Below are 16,668 nucleotides of genomic sequence, written 5' to 3'. Positions count from 1 at the left end.
GAGCAGCGGCGCGCCCCCTCCCTCACCCTCCCCTCCGGCCCTTCCCCCTACGCCAGGAGCACATTGTGTCCGCCACACCCCCCGCCACCCGCCTCGTCATCGGAGTCACCGGCGCCACCGGCGCCCCGATCGCCGTCCGCCTGCTACAGGTCCTGCGCGAGGTACCGCAGGTGGAGACCCACCTCGTCCTGAGCACCTGGGCCCGCTCCACCATCGAGGTGGAGACGCCCTACAGCGCCCGGCGCTTCGCCGAACTCGCCGACGTGACACACAAGTTCGGCGACCTCGGCGCCACCATCTCCTCCGGCTCCTACCCGGTCGCGGGCATGGCCATCGTCCCGTGCAGCATGAAGACGCTCGCGGCCGTCCGGCACGGCATGGCCGACAACCTCATCGCCCGCGCAGCCGACGTCACGCTCAAAGAACGGCGCCCACTGGTCCTTGTGCCCCGGGAGACACCCCTCAACGAGATCCACCTGGAGAACATGCTCGCGCTCTCCCGGATGGGCGTACGCATCGTCCCCCCGATGCCGGCCTTCTACGACATCCCGAACGGCATCGGCGACCTCGTCGACCACATCGTCATGCGCATCCTCGACCAGTTCGACCTCCCCGCAGGCACCGCCGACATCGCGGAACGCTGGCAGGGCCTGGCCGACACCCGCCGCCACCACCCCGCCTCCTAGCGCCGCGCGACACACCCCCCCCGCTACGAAACACCACAGCGCTGGTCGCAGCCACCCACGTGTGGCCGCGACCAGCGCTCTTCGGAATCAGTCGAGGATGGCGTCGATCTCCACTTCAACGAGCCATTCGGGATCGATGAAACGTGAAACCTCAACGACGGTGCAGACCGGACGGACCGACGCGAACCGCTCCCCGTGCGCTCGCGCGGCCTCCTTCCAGCGCGTCACATCAGTGAGCATGACACGGGTCCGCACAACGTCCCCCAACGACGCCCCCGCCTCCTTCAGCGCGGCCTCCGCAATGTCCAGACACCTGACAGTCTGGGCGTACACATCGCCCTTCCCCACCGTCGTCCCACCGTCCCCGATGGGAGCAGTCCCCGCGACTGCAACGTGTGACCCCTTGCGGACTGCCCGGGAAAAGCCGATCTGAGGTTCGAGAGGCGAGCCGGAACTGACTATCTGCCGATGATCCATCGCACCATGCTCCCAGAGCACCGCACATCTGAAAACAGGCCCTCCACCGGGCACTTCGCCCCTGAAGCAGCCCGTCCCCACGCGTGCGGGGCCGATAAGGTCGCTGGTCAGCCGGTGTCGGTATCGAACGAGCAATCCCCGCGCGTGCGGGGCCGATTCGCCGGTCTCCGGGTCGGCGGCCTTGCGGACCGAACAATCCCCGCGCGTACGGGGCCGATTCTCCGGCCTGCTCCTGCACGTACCCCTCGGGGGAGCAATCCCCGCGCGTGCGGGGCCGATCGCCTGCTGACCCTGGACGAGGTGCTGGGGGCGGAGCAATCCCCGCGCGTGCGGGGCCGATGCTTCGTGACCTGCGGGTTTATCGGCGGGAGCGGGCTGAGAGGATCAGTCCGTCGAAGTCGACGGGCTTCCAGCGGTCCTTGCCGGCGGTGCGGACGGTCCAGCCCTGTTCGTTGGTGGCGGGTTCGACGAGGACGGCTTGGCCGTCGCCGATGCGGGTGGCGAGGAGGTCCCAGAGGCGGTCGCGGATGCGGCGGCTGGGGGTGCCGACGAAGACGCCGGCGTTGACTTCGACCATCCAGCGGGTGAGGTGGCCGCGCAGGCCTTCGGGGGCGGCGATGAGGATGATGACGGTCATGGGCTGTCCGTGTTCTGGGTGAACTCCGGGCCGATGATGGCCAGGTGTTCGTCTCCCATGCCCGGGTCGGAGACTGGGGGCGTCGGTGTGCCTTCCGTCCCGGACCAGTTGACGCCGCCCTGGACCGTGCCGACGCGTTCGTCCCAGAGTTCGTTGACCTCGAGGTCCGGCATGTCGGTGCCGTCCGGGCTGAGGAGGGCCTTGACGTCGTGGACGATGCGGCCGAGCAGCTTGTCCTGGGCGATGCGGTCGCGCAGGCCGAGCCGGGCGTCGCGTTCCTCGGCGTGGCCCTGCTTGGCGAGGTCGAAGGCGAGGGGGATGGTGTATTCGGCCTTGTAGAGGTCCGCGATGTCGAGGACGAACGAGGTCGCCAGGCCGGTGTGGACGAAGCCGAGGCCGGGGCTGGCGCCCAGGCCGGTGATGACCGCGTGGCAGATCCCGTAGAGGGCCGCGTTGCCGGCCGACAGGAGGCGGTTGAGGTCGTCGCCGGCGGCGTAGGCGTCGCCCGCCTTGTAGACCCGGCCGTTCCAGGGGACGCCGGTGCGCCGGGACTCGGCCTGGTAGAGCTTGCGGATACGGGCGCCCTCGCGGCCGCGCAGTTGCTGCATGGTGGCGGCGCTGACGTCCTCGCCGGGAAAGCGCATGCGGTACATGGTCCGGGCGACGGCGAGGCGTTCCTTGGTGCGACTGACCAGCCAGGCCTGCCGGTTGAGGAGGGCCGCACCACGGCTGGGGCCGAGTCCTGCGGCGTACATCCGCACGCCCTGCTCGCCGACCCAGCACACGGTGGTGCCGGAGTCGGCGAGCAGGTTGACGGCGCCGTGGGTGATGCGGGTGCCCGGGCCGAGGAGCATCACGGCGACCATGGCGGCCGGGACCCGGACGGTCTCGCGCTTGTTGATGACGACGACGGCGTTCTCGTCGCGGTCGATGTGGCTGCGCTCGACGTAGACGCTGGAGACGCGGTCGGCGAGGCGGTGCAGGTCGTGGGGGTGGGCTTTCCACCAGATGTCGGCCATCGGTCAGTGGTGTCCGGTCGACAGCGGGGCGAGGGTGAGCAGACCGCAGCCGTAGGCCTTGGAGGGGCCGATGCCGCCGAGGAGGGCGGTCTGGAGGAGGCCTGGGTCGGTGATGCGCAGCCGGCCTTCGAAGGTGGCGGTGGTGAGGGTGACCGGGGTGCGGGTGCCGGGCTTGGTGAAGGTGCTGCGGCTGCGGTCGGTGATCCGGGCCTCCCGCGCGGGCTGCTGCGCCTCTGCGGGGGTGTCCGGGGCCGACGGTTCGAGGCCCGGTGCCGCGCTGTCGGTGCGGGCTTCGGGGATGGTGAAGCCCCAGCGCTGGGTGCGTTCGAGGAACCAGGTGAGCTGCTGGGCGGCGGTGCGGTGGGCCATGCGGTAGGAGCGGTGGTGGAGTTCGGCGGCGGTCTTGGTGCGGTGGGGGCTCGTCTTGGCGGGCTTGGAGGTGTTCTGGACGGGGCTGGCCTTGAGGCGGAAGGCGAACTCGCGGCCGACGGCGAGCTGGGCGAGCAGCGGGCTGTAGTCGCGGACCGCGTAGTGCTCGCCTTCGGCGTCGGGCCAGCCCGCCTGTTCGACGATGTGGGTCCAGTCGGGTTTGGAGGGGGTGAGGACCAGCAGCGTGGGGCGGCGCGGGTGGTCGGTGTCGAGGCGCCACAGGATCCGGTCGCCGGGGGCGATGTCGGGGACACCGGCTGTGACGGCGCCGTGCAGGGCGCGGGGGTTGGCGAGCAGGGTGCGGCTGGCGGCGCGCAGGGGGTTGATGCGGACGCGGGAGAGGTAGGTCATCTGGTCACCAGCCCAGCAGGGCGAACGGGTCGTGGCCGCCGGCCGCAGTGGCCGGTTGGGCGGTCGTGGTGGGCGGGGTGGACGCGGCAGACAGGGCGGACGGGGCGAGGCCGGTGGGGACGTTGAGCCAGGCGTGGCGGATCCGCCGGGTGGTGAAGCCGCGTTCGCGGGGCGCGAAGGAGCGCGGGACGTCCTGCGAGGTGTCGTCGCCGGCCGGGTCGTCGAAGGTCGCGGCCAGGTCGATCCGGTGCGGCGAGAACGGATCCGGACCGCGTTCGGCCCGGCGGCGGTAGGCGGCCTTGACGGCGGTGCCCGCCTGCCAGGGCTCGTCCGCCAGCACTTCCTCCAGGGCTCCGGTGCGCACGGTGCCGAGGGCGATCGGCTGGGTGGGGACGCAGGAGCGGCGGCCGAGGGCGAGCGGGAAGGCGGGGCGGCGGATCGCCTCGGCGAGCGTCGCGACGAGGCCGGCCGGGCCCTGGACGGCGGCGACGAACACCGCGTCCTGGAGGTAGTAGCGGTGGGTGACGTGGGTGTCCTTGGCCGGGGAGGTCGGCTTCTGGATGCCCTTGGCGTTGACGCCGCTCTGCGGCAGCGGGCGGCCCCGGTAGTCGCTGACGGTGTGGTAGTCGCGCAGCAGCGTGCCGGGCTGGTCGATGCGCACGCCCAGGCGCAGGCCGACCAGGCCGGTGATGTCCGCTTCGCGGGGGAGTCCGGCGGCGGCGGCGAGCAGGCCGACGACGCCGGACTTGGTCGGCTGGGGCGGGGTGTCGCGGCGGTTGAAGGCGCTGCGGTCACCCCAGGACTGGAGCGGCCCGGCCAGGCGCAGGACGAGGACCGCCTGGTCCTCCGCCTGCTCCGGGGCCGGTGCGGGGGTGGTGGTGGGGGTCGGGTCGGCGGGCATCAGTTGTCGTTCACCCGCTCGGTGAGGGCGGTGCGCAGGCCGTCGCGCAGCTCGGTGAAGGTGCGGTTCGCGCCGAAGGCCTCCGCCAGCTGCTGCGTGGGCTCGTCGACGCCGGTGTCCGCGCCGAGGGTGTGGCAGATGCCGACGTACAGCGGGCTGTCTCCCCACTGCTCGGTGGCGGTGGCGAACTCCACGGCGAGGCGGCGCGCGGACTCGGCGACGATGCCCCGGCTCGCCGGGACGGGGTTCTCGTAGGCGGACACGAGGTTCACGGGCTGGTCGGCGCGCACGACGACGGCCACCAGGCTGGGGCGGGTGCGGTGCGCGAAGGAGTTTCCGTAGCCGGTGGGCATGGACCGGGCGAAGGAGTCGACGAACAGGTCGACGGCGTCGACGGCGGCCTTGTCGTCACCGAGGTTGCCGCGCAGCTGGTGCAGGCCCACGGTCGCGTAGCGGTAGAGGGTGGCGGAGTTGAAGCCGATGGTGCCGATCATGCCGGCGCCGGTCTCGTCGGCGGTGTTCTCGTCGTCGACGGCCGTGTAGTAGTCGAATTCGAGTTCGGTGGCATGGGTGGAGATCGCGTGCGCCACCTGGGTGGCGGCGTCGACGTTCAGGCCGGGGATGTCGGCGACCATCCGGCCGAAGAGCGCGACGTCGGCCGGGTGGCCGCTCTGCAGCTGCTCTTTGACCGGCAGTGCCTTGACGGCCTCGTCGAGGGCCTTGGCGTCGAGGGCGGCGAGGTCGGCGGCGGTGTCGGCGACCAGGTCGACGATGCCGTCCAGCTGGCGGCGCCCGTAGAAGAGCAGGTAGGCGGTGTCGCCCTCCTTCTTGCCGGCGGAGATCCCGGTCGACTTGATCAGGGCGTCGGCGATCCGCTGCGCGTCCTCGGCCTCGATGCCGGTGCGCTCGGTGATGCCCTTGGCGAGCTGGGCGGCGATCCGCTTGGTGCGGGTGGCGAGGTCCTGCCGGTCGCGGCTCTCGGCGAAGTGGATGCGGGTGGCACGCTTCCAGGCCTGGGAGGAGACGCGCGAGCGGCGCTTGCCGCCGAAGTACGCCTCCTTGGGGTTGCCGTTGTCGTCCCGGTTGAGGTTGGCCGGCGGGACGGTCTGCAGGATGTGGACGTCGATGTAGAGGCGGGCGGTCATGCGCTTCTCCTCGGGGGTGGTGGTGCCGGCGACGGGTGCGGCGGGGGGTGATCAGCTGTCGGCGGGCGTCTTGTCCTTCCACGCCTGGTAGCCGATCGCCCACTTGAGGCGGACCTGCGGGCGCCGGTCGGTGCTGTGCCAGGCCTGGATGTCGGCCATCAGGTGGCTGTAGTCCAACGGCTGTGTGATGGAACGCAGTTGGGTGATCAGGCCACGTAGGTGGACCAGCAGCGCGGACACGCTGGTGGCGCCCGCGAGTTGCGCGACCCGGGTGTCGAGCGCCTCCTCGCTGACCTTGCCGCTCCGGCGCAGCACTCGCAGCGCCTCCCCGAGCTTGACGCCACGGCGGTGCATCGGCTTGGACTGGCTCTGCTGGTGCAGGCCGTAGAGGGCCAGCGCGGCGTGCTCGGCCTTCTGCTCGTCGGAGACCTCGTCGCGCAGCGCGAGGACGTCGTTGACCTCGCAGCTGTAGAGCGGCCACATCTTGGGGCTGTCCATGACGGGACGCCCGAGGCCGGAGCGCAGGGCCGCCAGGTCCTCGCCGGGCGGCCGGCGTGGTTGCTTGGTGCGGGGGTCGTACCGCCAGTTGTGGTCGGGGCCGGTGAACTCGTCCCAGTACCGGCGCCGTCGGGCGGCGGCGGCGTTCCCAGTCGCAGCGGTGTGCTCAGCGGCGGCGGTGTGCTCAGCGGCAGCCGCGGCGGTGTGCTCAGTCGTCAAAGTCCGCTCCGGGGTCGTGGTCGAGGGCGGGGCCGGTCTCGGTCGCCCGCGCGGCGGCCGCTTCCCGTAGGGCATCGGCGTACCGGGGAAGGATCTCGTCGAGCCGGCGCCGGAAGTTGGCGCCCGCGGTGCCGAGCCTGTAGGTCTGCGTCTTGCCCGCCTTGCCGCCCTGGCTGATCGTGCGGCCGCCGAAGGTGGTGGCGGGTGCGGCCAGCAGGAGCGTGTTCGCCGCGTCCCACGCCTGGCGGTGGGCGAGTTGTTCCCATGCGAGCCGGCCCCGCTCCAGAGCCTCGTCGTCTGCGCCGGCGGTGCAGACGCCGGCGAGCAGGCGGCGCACCAGGGGGTCGAGGGTGTGCAGGAGGAGTTCGCCCGGTCGCTGGCCCTTGTCCCAGGGGATGGGGTCCGTTCCGGCGGCCCGGCGCAGGTCGGCGGAGAGGTTGCTGACGGCCTGGGCGAGTCGTTCCGCCTGCTCGGCGACGTCCAGGAGGAGCAGTTGGGCCTCGCTGTCCTGCTTGAGGGCGAGCAGCGGCAGGGGGATGGCGTCGTGGATGACGTCCTCGACGATCGCGGACTGGGTGCCGTAGACCATGCCGAAGGTCTCGACCTGCAGCGGGTAGTCGGCGGGGAGTTGGTCGTCCTCTTGCAGGGCGCTGATCTGGTCGAGCAGGATGCTGGTCTCGAAGCCGCCGTCGAGGCCCTGGCGAGTGGGCGTGAGAAGGGCCTCCAGGCCGCGCCAGGCGGCCTTGCCCTGGGTGTGGCGGCGCGGCCTGCGCTCGGGCAGGGCGGAGGCGGACTTCTTGGCGGGGGCGGTGAAGGTCCAGGCGGTGTGGGGCTCCTGCTCGGGCATGGGCGTCAGCCGGTCCCCCGCGCTGATGACGACCCGGGCCACCTTCAGCTGCCCGGCCTCGTCCTGGTGCGGGATGAGGCGGATCCGCCGGGCCTGCCAGGTCCACAGGTCGAGGAGGCCTTCGGCCGCGCGGGGCTGCCAGGCGGGGCCGTGCGGGGCGCGTTTCCACTGCGGGAGGCCGAGGTTGTCGGGCGGGGTGAGCGGAAGGTTCAGCAGGAGGGTCTCGTACAGAGTGCGCCCGGTGGGGATGATGACGCCGAGCTGGCCGAGCGGGCCGGTGGGGTTCCCGGTCGTCTTGCCCGCCTTGACCTGGTCATCGCCGACGACGCCGGTCTTGATCGCCGCGGTGTCCCAGCAGTGGGCGTGCACGAGCCAGTGGGCGGCCTGCGCCGGAGTCAGGTCGAGCGGATCCGCGTCGGTACGGGTGCCGAACAGCGGGACGTTGTTGCCGCTCGCCGCGGTCGCCACCAGGGCGGCGGAGCCCTTCGTCTCGTCCTTGGCGGTGCGCAGCCCGGCGACCTGCCCGAACGGGGCGGCGGGGTCGAAGAGGTCGAACTTCGCGTGGTGATCGGAGAGGTAGGTCTCCAGGCTGCCCAGCTCGCCCTTCGTGAATCCGCCCCGGGTGAGCCGCTCACCCTTCTCCCCAGGGCTCTGGGGCGCGCCGGTGGCGTCGGCGACGACGGGCAGCAGGACCTGACGCAGGACGGCCGGCAGCTGGGTGGAGAACTCCACGACGAGGCCCTCGAACTCGTGGGCCCGGGCCAGGGCCTCAGCGATCCCCACCTGCACGGGGGGCCCGCCACCGACGGGTCGTACCGTCAGCCACGGTTCCTCGACAAGGTTGTACCCAGGCATGCGCTGATCTCCCAACTAGCCATGTTTAGCTTGTTGCTGATGCATCGTGGCACCGGCGGATGCCTGTTGTGGGGTGAATGCTTGAATTGCCCCCGGCCCCGCGGCTTCGGTGCGCGGGGATGGCCCGTGGCCGTGTTTTCCGGCCCAGGTCGGCCGCAAGTCGGCCCCGCGGTCGCGGGGTTGAGGGGGCGCGGGGTTGAGGGGGTGGGTCGACGCCTGTTCGACTCACCCCCTCGCCTTTATCGGTACTGGGGCGCGCTGGGGCCCTCCGATCACCACGAGGCCGAGCAGGTCGTCGTAGCGCAGCTGGAAGTCACCGAGGGCTGCTTCGCCGTGCTCGTCGAGTTCGAGGGCCAGGCTGTATCGCAGCCATGGATGGTCGCGCCAGCCCGACAGCGGACCGAGCGCCTGCTCGGCAGTCTTTGTCAGTTTGGCGGGCAGGCGCACCGTCCCGGAGAGCACGTCGTCCACCATCTCGGCCGCGACCGTCCCGTTGGGGCCGACCTTACGGCCCGTCATCGCGTGGAAGTCTTCCCCGGTGCGGCGCACCAGCACGACCTCCACGCTCCGGTCCCCGTCCCGGACGAGTGCCTCAAACTGTCCCTCTGTCAGCGTGCCGTGGGCTCCGTAGTGCAGACCGGCCAGAGTCTGCGAACCGTGCTCCCCGGCGCGGGTCAGGACGTACTGGGCGGCTTCCTCGCGGCGTTTGGCCTGCCGTTCCTCCCAGTCCTGCCGGGCCTGCGCCTCGGCCTCGCCCCACTCCGCCGGGACGACGGGGTCGGTACCGTAGACCCGGGCGACCAGCTCCGGCACCTGGCCGGGGATGCTCCACGCGCCTCCGTCGGCCTTCGCCGTCCGCTCGACCTCGACGGCCGTGCGCAGCAGAAGGTAGCGGCCGTAGATCCCCTCGGAGTCGCGCAGGATCTGCGGCGCGCCGTCGTCGTCGAAGTGCACGCCGGTGACGGCGACGGTGGGCCGGGACAGCCGGCGGGGGCGCTGCGCGCCGTCGTGGCGGTGGAGGCGTCCGATGCGCTGGAGGAGCAGGTCCATCGGAGCGAGGTCGGTGATCAACAGATCGGCGTCGACGTCGAAGGACTGCTCCGCGAGCTGGGTCGCGACGACGATCATCCTGCCGGGACGCCCGGATCCCTCGGCCGGCGGTCCGAGGAGTTTCAGCACCTCCTGCGTGCGGTCCGCCCGGTGGCCGGCGTGCAGGCGCCCGTGCAGGAGCCGGACATCAGCGCCGAACTCCTTGTGGAGGGCCTCGAACGCGGACTGGGCGCGGGCCACGGTGTTCCGAATGACCAGGACGCACCCGCCGTCAACCAGCCGCTCCCTCAGATAGTCGACCACGGCGGCATCCTGCGCGACTTGGGCGTCGGTCCGCGTCGGCTGCTCGTCGAGCACCTCGACCCGCACCTGAAGGTCCTCACGCCAGGACGCGGTGCCCTCCACCAGCACTTCCGGCTGCCCGGCCGGCCCCGCCCAGGCCGCCGTGACGCTCGGATAGCCCTCCGGCTCGGGAAGCTCCAGGGCTGCCGAGGCCTCCGCCGACCGCGTGCCGGCCAGGTAGGCGGCGACCAGGCGGCACCGCTGCTCCGGCGGCAGCGTCGCCGACAGCAGCACCACCGGCACGCTGGCCTGCCCGAGCCACCACAGGCCCTCCAGCAGGAACTGCGACATGTAGACGTCGGCGGCATGGACCTCGTCGAGGATCACGACCTTGCCCACCAGGCCAGCCATCCGCAGCATCACGTGCTTGGTCCGGGTCGCGGCGTACAGGAGCTGGTCGATGGTGCCGACCGCGAACGGGCTCAGCAGACCACGGCGACGCCCGAGGAACCACTCGGCGGGGGCCCTGCGCTCCCCGTCCGCGCAGCCGTCGAAGCAGTCGGTCTGCATGCCGAACTCGTCTTCTCCCACCGACGAGAAGGGGTCGTCGGCGTCCTGCCCCCACTCCCCCGCGCCCTCCAGCAGGCCGCGCCACTCCTTGTTGAACATCCGCTTGCCGTGCAGCAGCGCGACCTGGCCCTCCAGCCCATCGCCGACCTCGCGCAGCCACGACCGGACCTGGGTGAACATCGGGTCCGCCGTCGCCTGGGTCGGCATGCCCAGGAACACCCCGTCCGCACCGTGACGCGCTGCCATCAGCTCGGCCGCCGCCAGAGCCGCCTTCGTCTTCCCCTCCCCCATCGGCGCCTCGACGATCGCCAGACCGGGCCCGCCCATCCGACGCACCACGTCGAGGACCAACTCCTGCGAGGGCCTGGTCCCGTGGCCGAACCGGTCCCGAAACGTCTCCGGGCCGGGCGCCGCCAACGCTCCCCATCCACCGCGCAGTTCGAGCCTCGACCACGCCGCCGCGGCCCGCTGCCGCGCTTGAGGCATCGCCACCTTCGCCAGGTCGGACACACCCGTGAAGTGCCGCTCGTCGCTGGCGATCCAGTCCGCCATCACCACGAAGCCGGACAGCTGAAGCTGCGCCGCGCGGCTCGGCACCAGCGCCGGCTCCACCGCAGCCAGCGGCGACTTCCCCTCATAGCCGAGCTCCCGCGAGAACACCTCCACCAGCGCCGACTGCGCGAGCTTCCAGGGCTGGCTGCTGCCTTGCAGCTTTTCGTTCTTCTTCGGTGGCCTCAGCTGCCCCAGCGTCGGGATCAAACCGTGGTGGCCGGCGACCAACGGCCAGACCCAACCGACCTGTTCCTCATGCCACTTCGCGTCAGTAAGCAGCGCCCTCAGCACCCGGGCACCGGCTTTGTCATGCCGCCAAGACGCCCCCTTCACTGCGTACTTGTCCCAGGTGAGCCCCGCTTGACGGACCGCTGCCTCACCGGCGGCGTCGAGATGCTGAAACACCGGGGTGGCCTTGCCACAGTCATGAATCCCGCACAACCAGGCGAACAGACGCCGCCCCTTACCCGTGCCCCCCGCGAGAGCGTCCAGACGCCACCGCGTCACCGGCGGCAGGTAGCGGTCCCAGAGGATCTCTGCCACCGCCGCAGTGTCCAGCATGTGCGACAGCAGGAGATTGGCCGTTCCCCCGGCCCGCCCGGCCGACTTACCCCACAGCGCACCCAGCCAGCCCCTGACCTCGGGCGGGTACCACTGCCAACGGTCCTCAACCATCGCCTCAACCTCCACACGCAGGTACGCTTCGAGAGCCTAGGACACCCCACTGACAACTCACCTCGGAGCAAAGAAATATGACGGTCATACATCAGCTCCCCTCCGGGCCGCCATCCGATCGAACTGAATCAATCAGGCCCCTCGGCCGCTAATCACCGCAGGTCAGAAAGTGTCGGCCCCGCGCTCGCGGGGGTTGCCCCCGGCTGCGGTGGTACTGGGTGAGGTAGACGCCGTCGGCCCCGCGCTCGCGGGGGTTGCCCCGGGTAGACGCCGCTGGCCCGGCCGGTGTCCGCGTCGGCCCCGCGCTCGCGGGGGTTGCCCCACGATCATCGCCGCCGAGCGGATCTCCGGTGTGTCGGCCCCGCGCTCGCGGGGGTTGCCCCCCGTCGGTCCACGGTCGGCAGTCCTGCGGCGGTCGGCCCCGCGCTCGCGGGGGTTGCCCCTGGGCGTTCAACCTCGGCGCAACGATCAGCTGGTCGGCCCCGCGCTCGCGGGGGTTGCCCCCTGCGTCACGTCCTGCGGATCGCCCGGGACGAGTCGGCCCCGCGCTCGCGGGGGTTGCCCCACCTCATCCCGGGCATCGTCCGCCGGCACCTGGTCGGCCCCGCGCTCGCGGGGGTTGCCCTGATGAGGTCTGATCCCTGGGGCCGGTCGGACTGTCGGCCCCGCGCTCGCGGGGGTTGCCCCGCCGCCCGGTGTCGGCCGTCGCCCCTACGATTGTCGGCCCCGCGCTCGCGGGGGTTGCCCGAGGACTACTGGCCGGAGCCGGAGCCGGAGCCGGTCGGCCCCGCGCTCGCGGGGGTTGCCCCGAGGCGGGCCCGCACCCGGTCCTCCTGGAGGTGTCGGCCCCGCGCTCGCGGGGGTTGCCCGGCGTAGCGCCGCTCGACCGCGCGGGAGTCGGAGTCGGCCCCGCGCTCGCGGGGGTTGCCCCCTGGCGTCGAGGGTCCTCGGCCGCCCCGTCGAGTCGGCCCCGCGCTCGCGGGGGTTGCCCCCTTCGCCTGGAGTGCGGGTACGAGGTTCAGCAGTCGGCCCCGCGCTCGCGGGGGTTGCCCCCCGCGCCAGGGGCAAGCCCTGCCGCCGAGGAGGTCGGCCCCGCGCTCGCGGGGGTTGCCCCTCCAGGCCGTGCGGGTAGTGGGTCGGTTCGCCGTCGGCCCCGCGCTCGCGGGGGTTGCCCGACCGCGCCGAGGACCAGGGTGGCGATCATGCTGTCGGCCCCGCACTCGCGGGGGCTCCCCCGTGTGTGCCCATAGAGACGCAGCAGGCCGGACTGGACAGGCGGACCGTCGGCCGGTTCGAGAACGGGCCCGTGCCGCCCACGCTCGACAAGTTCAGCGCGATCGCCCGTGCAATCGGGGTGCCGCTCCGGCGACTGCTCCGTGATGGATGACGCTGACCGGCCGCACCGTGGTACGGCCGGTCAGGGCTTGCGATGCTTCCCCGCCGGCTTCTTCGGAGGTTGAGCCGAAGACATCGGAATCACCTCGTCGCCGTCGATGCCGTGCAGGAGGCGCTGTGCGGCAGCGTAGTTCGGCGCGATCGTCTCCGGTACCCACTGGTAGCCGTCCCAGCAGGAGATGAGTCGAGGTGCGCCCTGGTACAGGTGGGCCGGTGCGGTCTCGTGGCCGATGGTCGCGGCCTTGAGTTCGCCGACCGGCCGACGCCGCGCGTCCCGCCGCGCTGCCCACTGCCCCAGGGGTTCGTCCTCGTCCATCTGGTCCTCCTCCGCGACGGGGCAGCCCAGAGTACCGGCAGTCAGCCGGGGAGGAGCCAGCTCGGGCCGCTCGGATCCCCGATCCAGACCCGCTGGTCCTCGCCGCTCACCATGAGGCCGAACGCGGCCTGTCCCGGGCTACCGACCTTCTCCCAGCGTTCGACAGTTCGGGGACGAGGAACACATCCCGGCTCGACTGCTCGCCGCGCACCTGTCCACGCATATCGACCACATCACTGCGGTCCTGCCGAACGCAGTCACCCACCGGGGCGCGCTCACCATCGCCGCTGGAGAGACCGCGGCTCTGGCCGGATGGACCTATTGGGACCTCGGCGACTACTCGCGCGCCGGTCACTACTACCGGACGGCTCGACTCGCGGCCGACCGCGCCGGACACGGCCCGCTGCATGCCCTCGCCCTGGGCTACGCCTCGTACGGGGTGGATGCAGCAACGGCTCGGCAGATGCTCGCCGCTGCACAGGAGAATGTCCGGGGCCGAGGCCTGGAAGCGGCCCGGGCCTGGCTCGCCGCACGGGAAGCCGAGGAGGCCGCAGCGGACGGCGACAGGGAGTCGGCACTGCGTGCACTGGACCGCGCCCGGACTGCCTTCGACTACGCGGAGCCCGACACCGCTCCGGCCTGGTTTTCCTTCTTCGGCGAAGCACGCCTCAGCTCAATGACGGTGGCGACCTACGCCAAGCTGCGACACCGAGACCTCGGCGCGGCCGCAGACCAGACCCTGGCCGACCCGGGCGAAGACGACCGGAAGATCAGGGTCGCAGTGCTCGGAGACGTCGCGGCCGGCTACCTCACGGCGGGCGCCGTCGACCAGGCCGTCGAGATCGGCCGCCGCGCCCTCGCCGCCACGCTCGAAGCCCAGACGACCATGGGTCGAGTACGGCTGTCCGCACTGGCCGACCAACTCCCGGCATCGCCGGCGGCCCAGGCCTTTCGAGACGAGATCCGGGCCTCCTTGGAGCAACTGCCGATCAGCTTCGCGTCTCTGCGGCCACCCAGTCCAGGTAGGCGGCGGATCCAGTGATCACCGGCACCCCGACGACCTCCGGCGTGTCGTAGGAGTGCAGCTCAACGATGCGCGCGGACAGCCGATCAGCCAGGTTCGCCCGGGACTTGAAGTCGATCCGCCACTCGGCGGAGTCCTGCACCCTGCCGTCCCACCAGTAGACGGACTGGACGCGGTAGACCTGCGCACACGCGGCCAGGCGGTCACGGATCACCGCCGAGGCGAGCTCACGGGCCTTCGTCTCGTCGTCATGGGTCGTCGTCACCACAACGAAGTCACCGGTCGTCATACCGTGACGGTACCCGGCATCAACCGCCGCCCCCACTCTGCCCGGCAGACCTACCCCACAACGCGCCCAGCCAGCCCCTGACCTCGGGCGGATACCACTGCCAACGGTCCTCAAGCATCGTCTCAACCTCCACGTACGAGTACGCTTCGAGAGCGTAGGCCACGACACCGACAACCAGCCCTGGGACAAGGAGAGATGGCAACAACGCATCGGCTGTTCGACGAGCCCTCTACCAATCGAACTGAATCAATCAGGCCCCTCGCCCGCTAATCACCGCAGGTCAGGAAGTATCGGCCCCGCGCTCGCGGGGATTGCTCCTATCGCCGTCCCCGCGCCGGGCCGGACCCGCGATCGGCCCCGCGCTCGCGGGGATTGCTCCCACTTCTCTCGGATGACCTCGCGGAGGGTGGCATCGGCCCCGCGCTCGCGGGGATTGCTCCGAGGAATCTCGGACTTCACGGTTCGCCGCGCGATCGGCCCCGCGCTCGCGGGGATTGCTCCCCGAGGGCGAAGAAGAAGCCGGAGGAACGGACATCGGCCCCGCGCTCGCGGGGATTGCTCCGGCGCCGGGTACGACGGCGCCACCGTCACGGCATCGGCCCCGCGCTCGCGGGGATTGCTCCTTGCCGTACAGCGAGGCTGACCTCAGCCGCATATCGGCCCCGCGCTCGCGGGGATTGCTCCACCGGTCGCGGTCGCGGCCGAGGCCCGGATCGATCGACCCCGCGCTCGCGGGGATTGCTCCTCCAGCTCCTCCGGGCTGAGGGTCTCCAGCTCATCGGCCCCGCGCTCGCGGGGATTGCTCCGCCACCCGCCGGGCTCCGGTTACGGGCCGGCTATCGGCCCCACGCTCGCGGGGATTGCTCCGAGACCGCGGGCATGCTCGCCTCCCGGGCCCGATCGGCCCCGCGCTCGCGGGGATTGCTCCGCGCAGTCATGGAAACCGCGTTCGGGACGGGCATCGGCCCCGCGCTCGCGGGGATTGCTCTTGGTGTGCCACTCTGGCGCCTGTTCCACGGGTAAGCCCTGGCCGGTCGCACCGCCGTACGGCCGGCCAGGGAGTCACTTCTCGGGGTTCGGCGGCGGGTCGTTCGGCGGGGGCGGGGTCTTCGGGGCGGCCGGCGGTGACTTCGGCCCACCGATCCCGCCCGAGCCACCGCTGGGGTCCTTCTGCGGGTTCATCTCGTACTCCTCAACCTCCGGTACCGCCGGGATATCGTCCGGCGGCATGGTGGGGCGTTTGTGTACCCGGGTCGGGCCTCGGGAGCCGCGGCCCTTCTCTTGCCACCGGCCCTGTGCGTTTGGGGGTACTGTGCCGCCCATCGCGTCCTCCTCCTGCTGGGGGTCACCATCGTGACGTGGCCAGTGGCCTAGCTGCCGAACGTCCCGCCAATCCCGGTGGGACGGGCGCACGACATGCAGAGGACCCGGGAGTGCAGTACGACCCAGACCCGCATGAGGTCCTCCACCCCGCCGTACGGGGGCGGCGCCCCGGCCGGGGCGCCGCAGGACGCGCAGGTGCGGTAGGCCCGCGCCTGCGCGAAGCAGGTCAGGCAGATCATGCGGGTTGGGACCTCGGCCTGAAGGGCGCACGGCTGTGGGCCGGTGAGGTGCCGGCAGACCTGCAGCGTGCCGTCGTCGATGGCACGGCCCATGGCCGCGATGGAGGTCTGCACCCAGGCTGGGGCCGCCCCGATGTCGACGGCCGGGCCCCTACGTACGCCTGCCACAGTGAGCAGTTGGTCGATATCGGCGCTCGCCGCAGTGAGCTGGTCGTCGATGGCGGTCAGCGCCGGGTCTTGGTCCTGCACAGCGCAACCTTCGGGGCGTCCAGGGGCGGGCAGTGCTCGACCTCGGCCATGTACGGGGTGAGGGCCCGCAGGACGCGGCCGGCCACCTCGCGCCCGCAGACGGTACACAGACCCCGTTCGATCCGGTCCTCGGCCGCGACCGGTGTACCGCCGACGGCGCTCACTCGGCGGTCCGTCGGGCCGGACCGGTCTGGTAGTTCGCGTTCTGCACCTTTCGGCGGATCCACTCGTGGGCGGCGGACTCGGAGGACAACCAATCGGTGGCCGGGTAGCCGGTCACCAGGTCCAGGACGACCCACTGATCAGGGCGGCCCGCCGGTCGCTCCACCCGCTCCGGGCGGTAGCGGGCTGCAACGCGCTGCCGGCAGGTCAGCCCGTCGCCGCACGACACCCGCGCGATCACGAGGCTGCCGTCGTTCAGGCTAACCGTGACGTCGATGATCTCGTCGCCGTTCATTCTGTGTTCCAGCTCGCTCGCGCTGCGGCTGCCAAACAGCCGCTTCATCGCCCACATCTGGAGGCTGTCCATCGGCAGCTCGCGTACCGTCAGCCACAGGATGTCCAGTGCCTGCAGTGCCGGCGCGGTGACCGGCTCCAAGTGGCCGTCCACCGAGACCGTGAGTTCGTCGGTCAACATGCC

Annotated in this window: 17 protein-coding genes and 3 CRISPR repeat arrays; of the genes, 3 read left to right on the top strand and 14 right to left on the bottom strand. The window is 71.7% G+C overall.

Going from position 1 to position 16,668, the window contains the following annotated elements:
• Positions 1-65: 65 nt before the first annotated feature.
• On the top strand, positions 66-686 hold the full coding sequence (locus tag AB0P03_RS19890) for a UbiX family flavin prenyltransferase (RefSeq protein ID WP_363629972.1): 621 nt from the start codon (positions 66-68) through the stop codon (positions 684-686).
• Between the two features lie 87 nt (positions 687-773).
• Here AB0P03_RS19890 and AB0P03_RS19885 read toward each other — a convergent pair whose 3' ends face one another.
• From AB0P03_RS19885 to cas3, 9 genes are all read right to left on the bottom strand, one after another.
• Positions 774-1,163 (bottom strand): RidA family protein, encoded by a 390-nt coding sequence (locus AB0P03_RS19885; RefSeq protein ID WP_363629970.1) that lies wholly within the window; start codon positions 1,161-1,163, stop codon positions 774-776.
• A 68-nt stretch (positions 1,164-1,231) separates the two neighbouring features.
• Positions 1,232-1,503: direct repeats of the CRISPR family, unit length 28 nt; unit sequence GAGCAATCCCCGCGCGTGCGGGGCCGAT.
• 18 nt (positions 1,504-1,521) lie between these two features.
• Positions 1,522-1,800 (bottom strand): type I-E CRISPR-associated endoribonuclease Cas2e, encoded by a 279-nt coding sequence (cas2e, locus tag AB0P03_RS19880; protein ID WP_331744407.1) that lies wholly within the window; start codon positions 1,798-1,800, stop codon positions 1,522-1,524.
• Positions 1,797-2,819 (bottom strand): type I-E CRISPR-associated endonuclease Cas1e, encoded by a 1,023-nt coding sequence (gene cas1e / locus AB0P03_RS19875; RefSeq protein ID WP_363629968.1) that lies wholly within the window; start codon positions 2,817-2,819, stop codon positions 1,797-1,799. Before cas1e ends, cas2e begins: the two co-directional genes overlap by 4 nt.
• Before the next feature lie 3 nt (positions 2,820-2,822).
• Positions 2,823-3,599 (bottom strand): type I-E CRISPR-associated protein Cas6/Cse3/CasE, encoded by a 777-nt coding sequence (gene cas6e / locus AB0P03_RS19870; protein WP_363629966.1) that lies wholly within the window; start codon positions 3,597-3,599, stop codon positions 2,823-2,825.
• A gap of 4 nt (positions 3,600-3,603) precedes the next feature.
• On the bottom strand, positions 3,604-4,500 hold the full coding sequence (gene cas5e / locus AB0P03_RS19865) for a type I-E CRISPR-associated protein Cas5/CasD (protein ID WP_363629964.1): 897 nt from the start codon (positions 4,498-4,500) through the stop codon (positions 3,604-3,606).
• Entirely contained in the window at positions 4,500-5,645 is a 1,146-nt protein-coding gene (gene cas7e, locus AB0P03_RS19860) for a type I-E CRISPR-associated protein Cas7/Cse4/CasC (RefSeq protein ID WP_363629962.1), read from the bottom strand. Before cas7e ends, cas5e begins: the two co-directional genes overlap by 1 nt.
• A 51-nt stretch (positions 5,646-5,696) precedes the next feature.
• Positions 5,697-6,362 (bottom strand): type I-E CRISPR-associated protein Cse2/CasB, encoded by a 666-nt coding sequence (casB, locus tag AB0P03_RS19855; protein WP_363629960.1) that lies wholly within the window; start codon positions 6,360-6,362, stop codon positions 5,697-5,699.
• On the bottom strand, positions 6,352-7,992 hold the full coding sequence (gene casA / locus AB0P03_RS19850; RefSeq protein ID WP_363629958.1) for a type I-E CRISPR-associated protein Cse1/CasA: 1,641 nt from the start codon (positions 7,990-7,992) through the stop codon (positions 6,352-6,354). Before casA ends, casB begins: the two co-directional genes overlap by 11 nt.
• Before the next feature lie 297 nt (positions 7,993-8,289).
• Positions 8,290-11,193 (bottom strand): CRISPR-associated helicase Cas3', encoded by a 2,904-nt coding sequence (cas3, locus tag AB0P03_RS19845; protein WP_363629956.1) that lies wholly within the window; start codon positions 11,191-11,193, stop codon positions 8,290-8,292.
• 171 nt (positions 11,194-11,364) lie between these two features.
• Positions 11,365-12,429: direct repeats of the CRISPR family, unit length 28 nt; unit sequence GTCGGCCCCGCGCTCGCGGGGGTTGCCC.
• A gap of 4 nt (positions 12,430-12,433) precedes the next feature.
• Here cas3 and AB0P03_RS19840 point away from each other — a divergent pair.
• A complete protein-coding gene (locus AB0P03_RS19840) occupies positions 12,434-12,580 on the top strand; it encodes a helix-turn-helix transcriptional regulator (RefSeq protein WP_363629954.1) in 147 nt (48 codons plus the stop codon).
• 30 nt (positions 12,581-12,610) lie between these two features.
• Here AB0P03_RS19840 and AB0P03_RS19835 read toward each other — a convergent pair whose 3' ends face one another.
• On the bottom strand, positions 12,611-12,904 hold the full coding sequence (locus AB0P03_RS19835; RefSeq protein ID WP_363629952.1) for a DUF6087 family protein: 294 nt from the start codon (positions 12,902-12,904) through the stop codon (positions 12,611-12,613).
• A 463-nt stretch (positions 12,905-13,367) separates the two neighbouring features.
• Here AB0P03_RS19835 and AB0P03_RS19830 point away from each other — a divergent pair, with 463 nt between their 5' ends.
• Complete coding sequence (locus AB0P03_RS19830) at positions 13,368-13,946, top strand: hypothetical protein (RefSeq protein ID WP_363629950.1); 579 nt, start codon at positions 13,368-13,370, stop codon at positions 13,944-13,946.
• Here AB0P03_RS19830 and cutA read toward each other — a convergent pair.
• The 4 genes from cutA to AB0P03_RS19810 form a co-directional block, all read right to left on the bottom strand.
• On the bottom strand, positions 13,894-14,217 hold the full coding sequence (gene cutA / locus AB0P03_RS19825; RefSeq protein ID WP_363629948.1) for a divalent-cation tolerance protein CutA: 324 nt from the start codon (positions 14,215-14,217) through the stop codon (positions 13,894-13,896). The genes AB0P03_RS19830 and cutA overlap by 53 nt on opposite strands.
• A gap of 289 nt (positions 14,218-14,506) precedes the next feature.
• Positions 14,507-15,206: direct repeats of the CRISPR family, unit length 29 nt; unit sequence ATCGGCCCCGCGCTCGCGGGGATTGCTCC.
• A 381-nt stretch (positions 15,207-15,587) separates the two neighbouring features.
• Positions 15,588-16,028, bottom strand: coding sequence for a hypothetical protein (locus AB0P03_RS19820; RefSeq protein WP_363583341.1), 441 nt, complete (start codon positions 16,026-16,028; stop codon positions 15,588-15,590).
• Positions 16,004-16,192 carry a hypothetical protein gene (locus AB0P03_RS19815; RefSeq protein ID WP_363583339.1) on the bottom strand — a complete coding sequence of 63 codons (189 nt, stop codon included), beginning with the start codon at positions 16,190-16,192 and terminating at the stop codon, positions 16,004-16,006. Before AB0P03_RS19815 ends, AB0P03_RS19820 begins: the two co-directional genes overlap by 25 nt.
• Positions 16,189-16,665: a hypothetical protein gene (locus tag AB0P03_RS19810; protein WP_363583337.1), complete on the bottom strand. Its 477-nt coding sequence runs from the start codon at positions 16,663-16,665 to the stop codon at positions 16,189-16,191. The genes AB0P03_RS19815 and AB0P03_RS19810 overlap by 4 nt, the downstream gene beginning before the upstream one ends.
• Between the last annotated feature and the right edge of the window lie 3 nt (positions 16,666-16,668).

It is taken from the genome of Kitasatospora sp. NPDC088779, assembly GCF_040685395.1.
GTDB lineage: Bacteria > Actinomycetota > Actinomycetes > Streptomycetales > Streptomycetaceae > Kitasatospora.
Note: the sequence above shows the minus strand (reverse complement) of the source record. Positions and strands in the feature narration are given on the sequence as shown.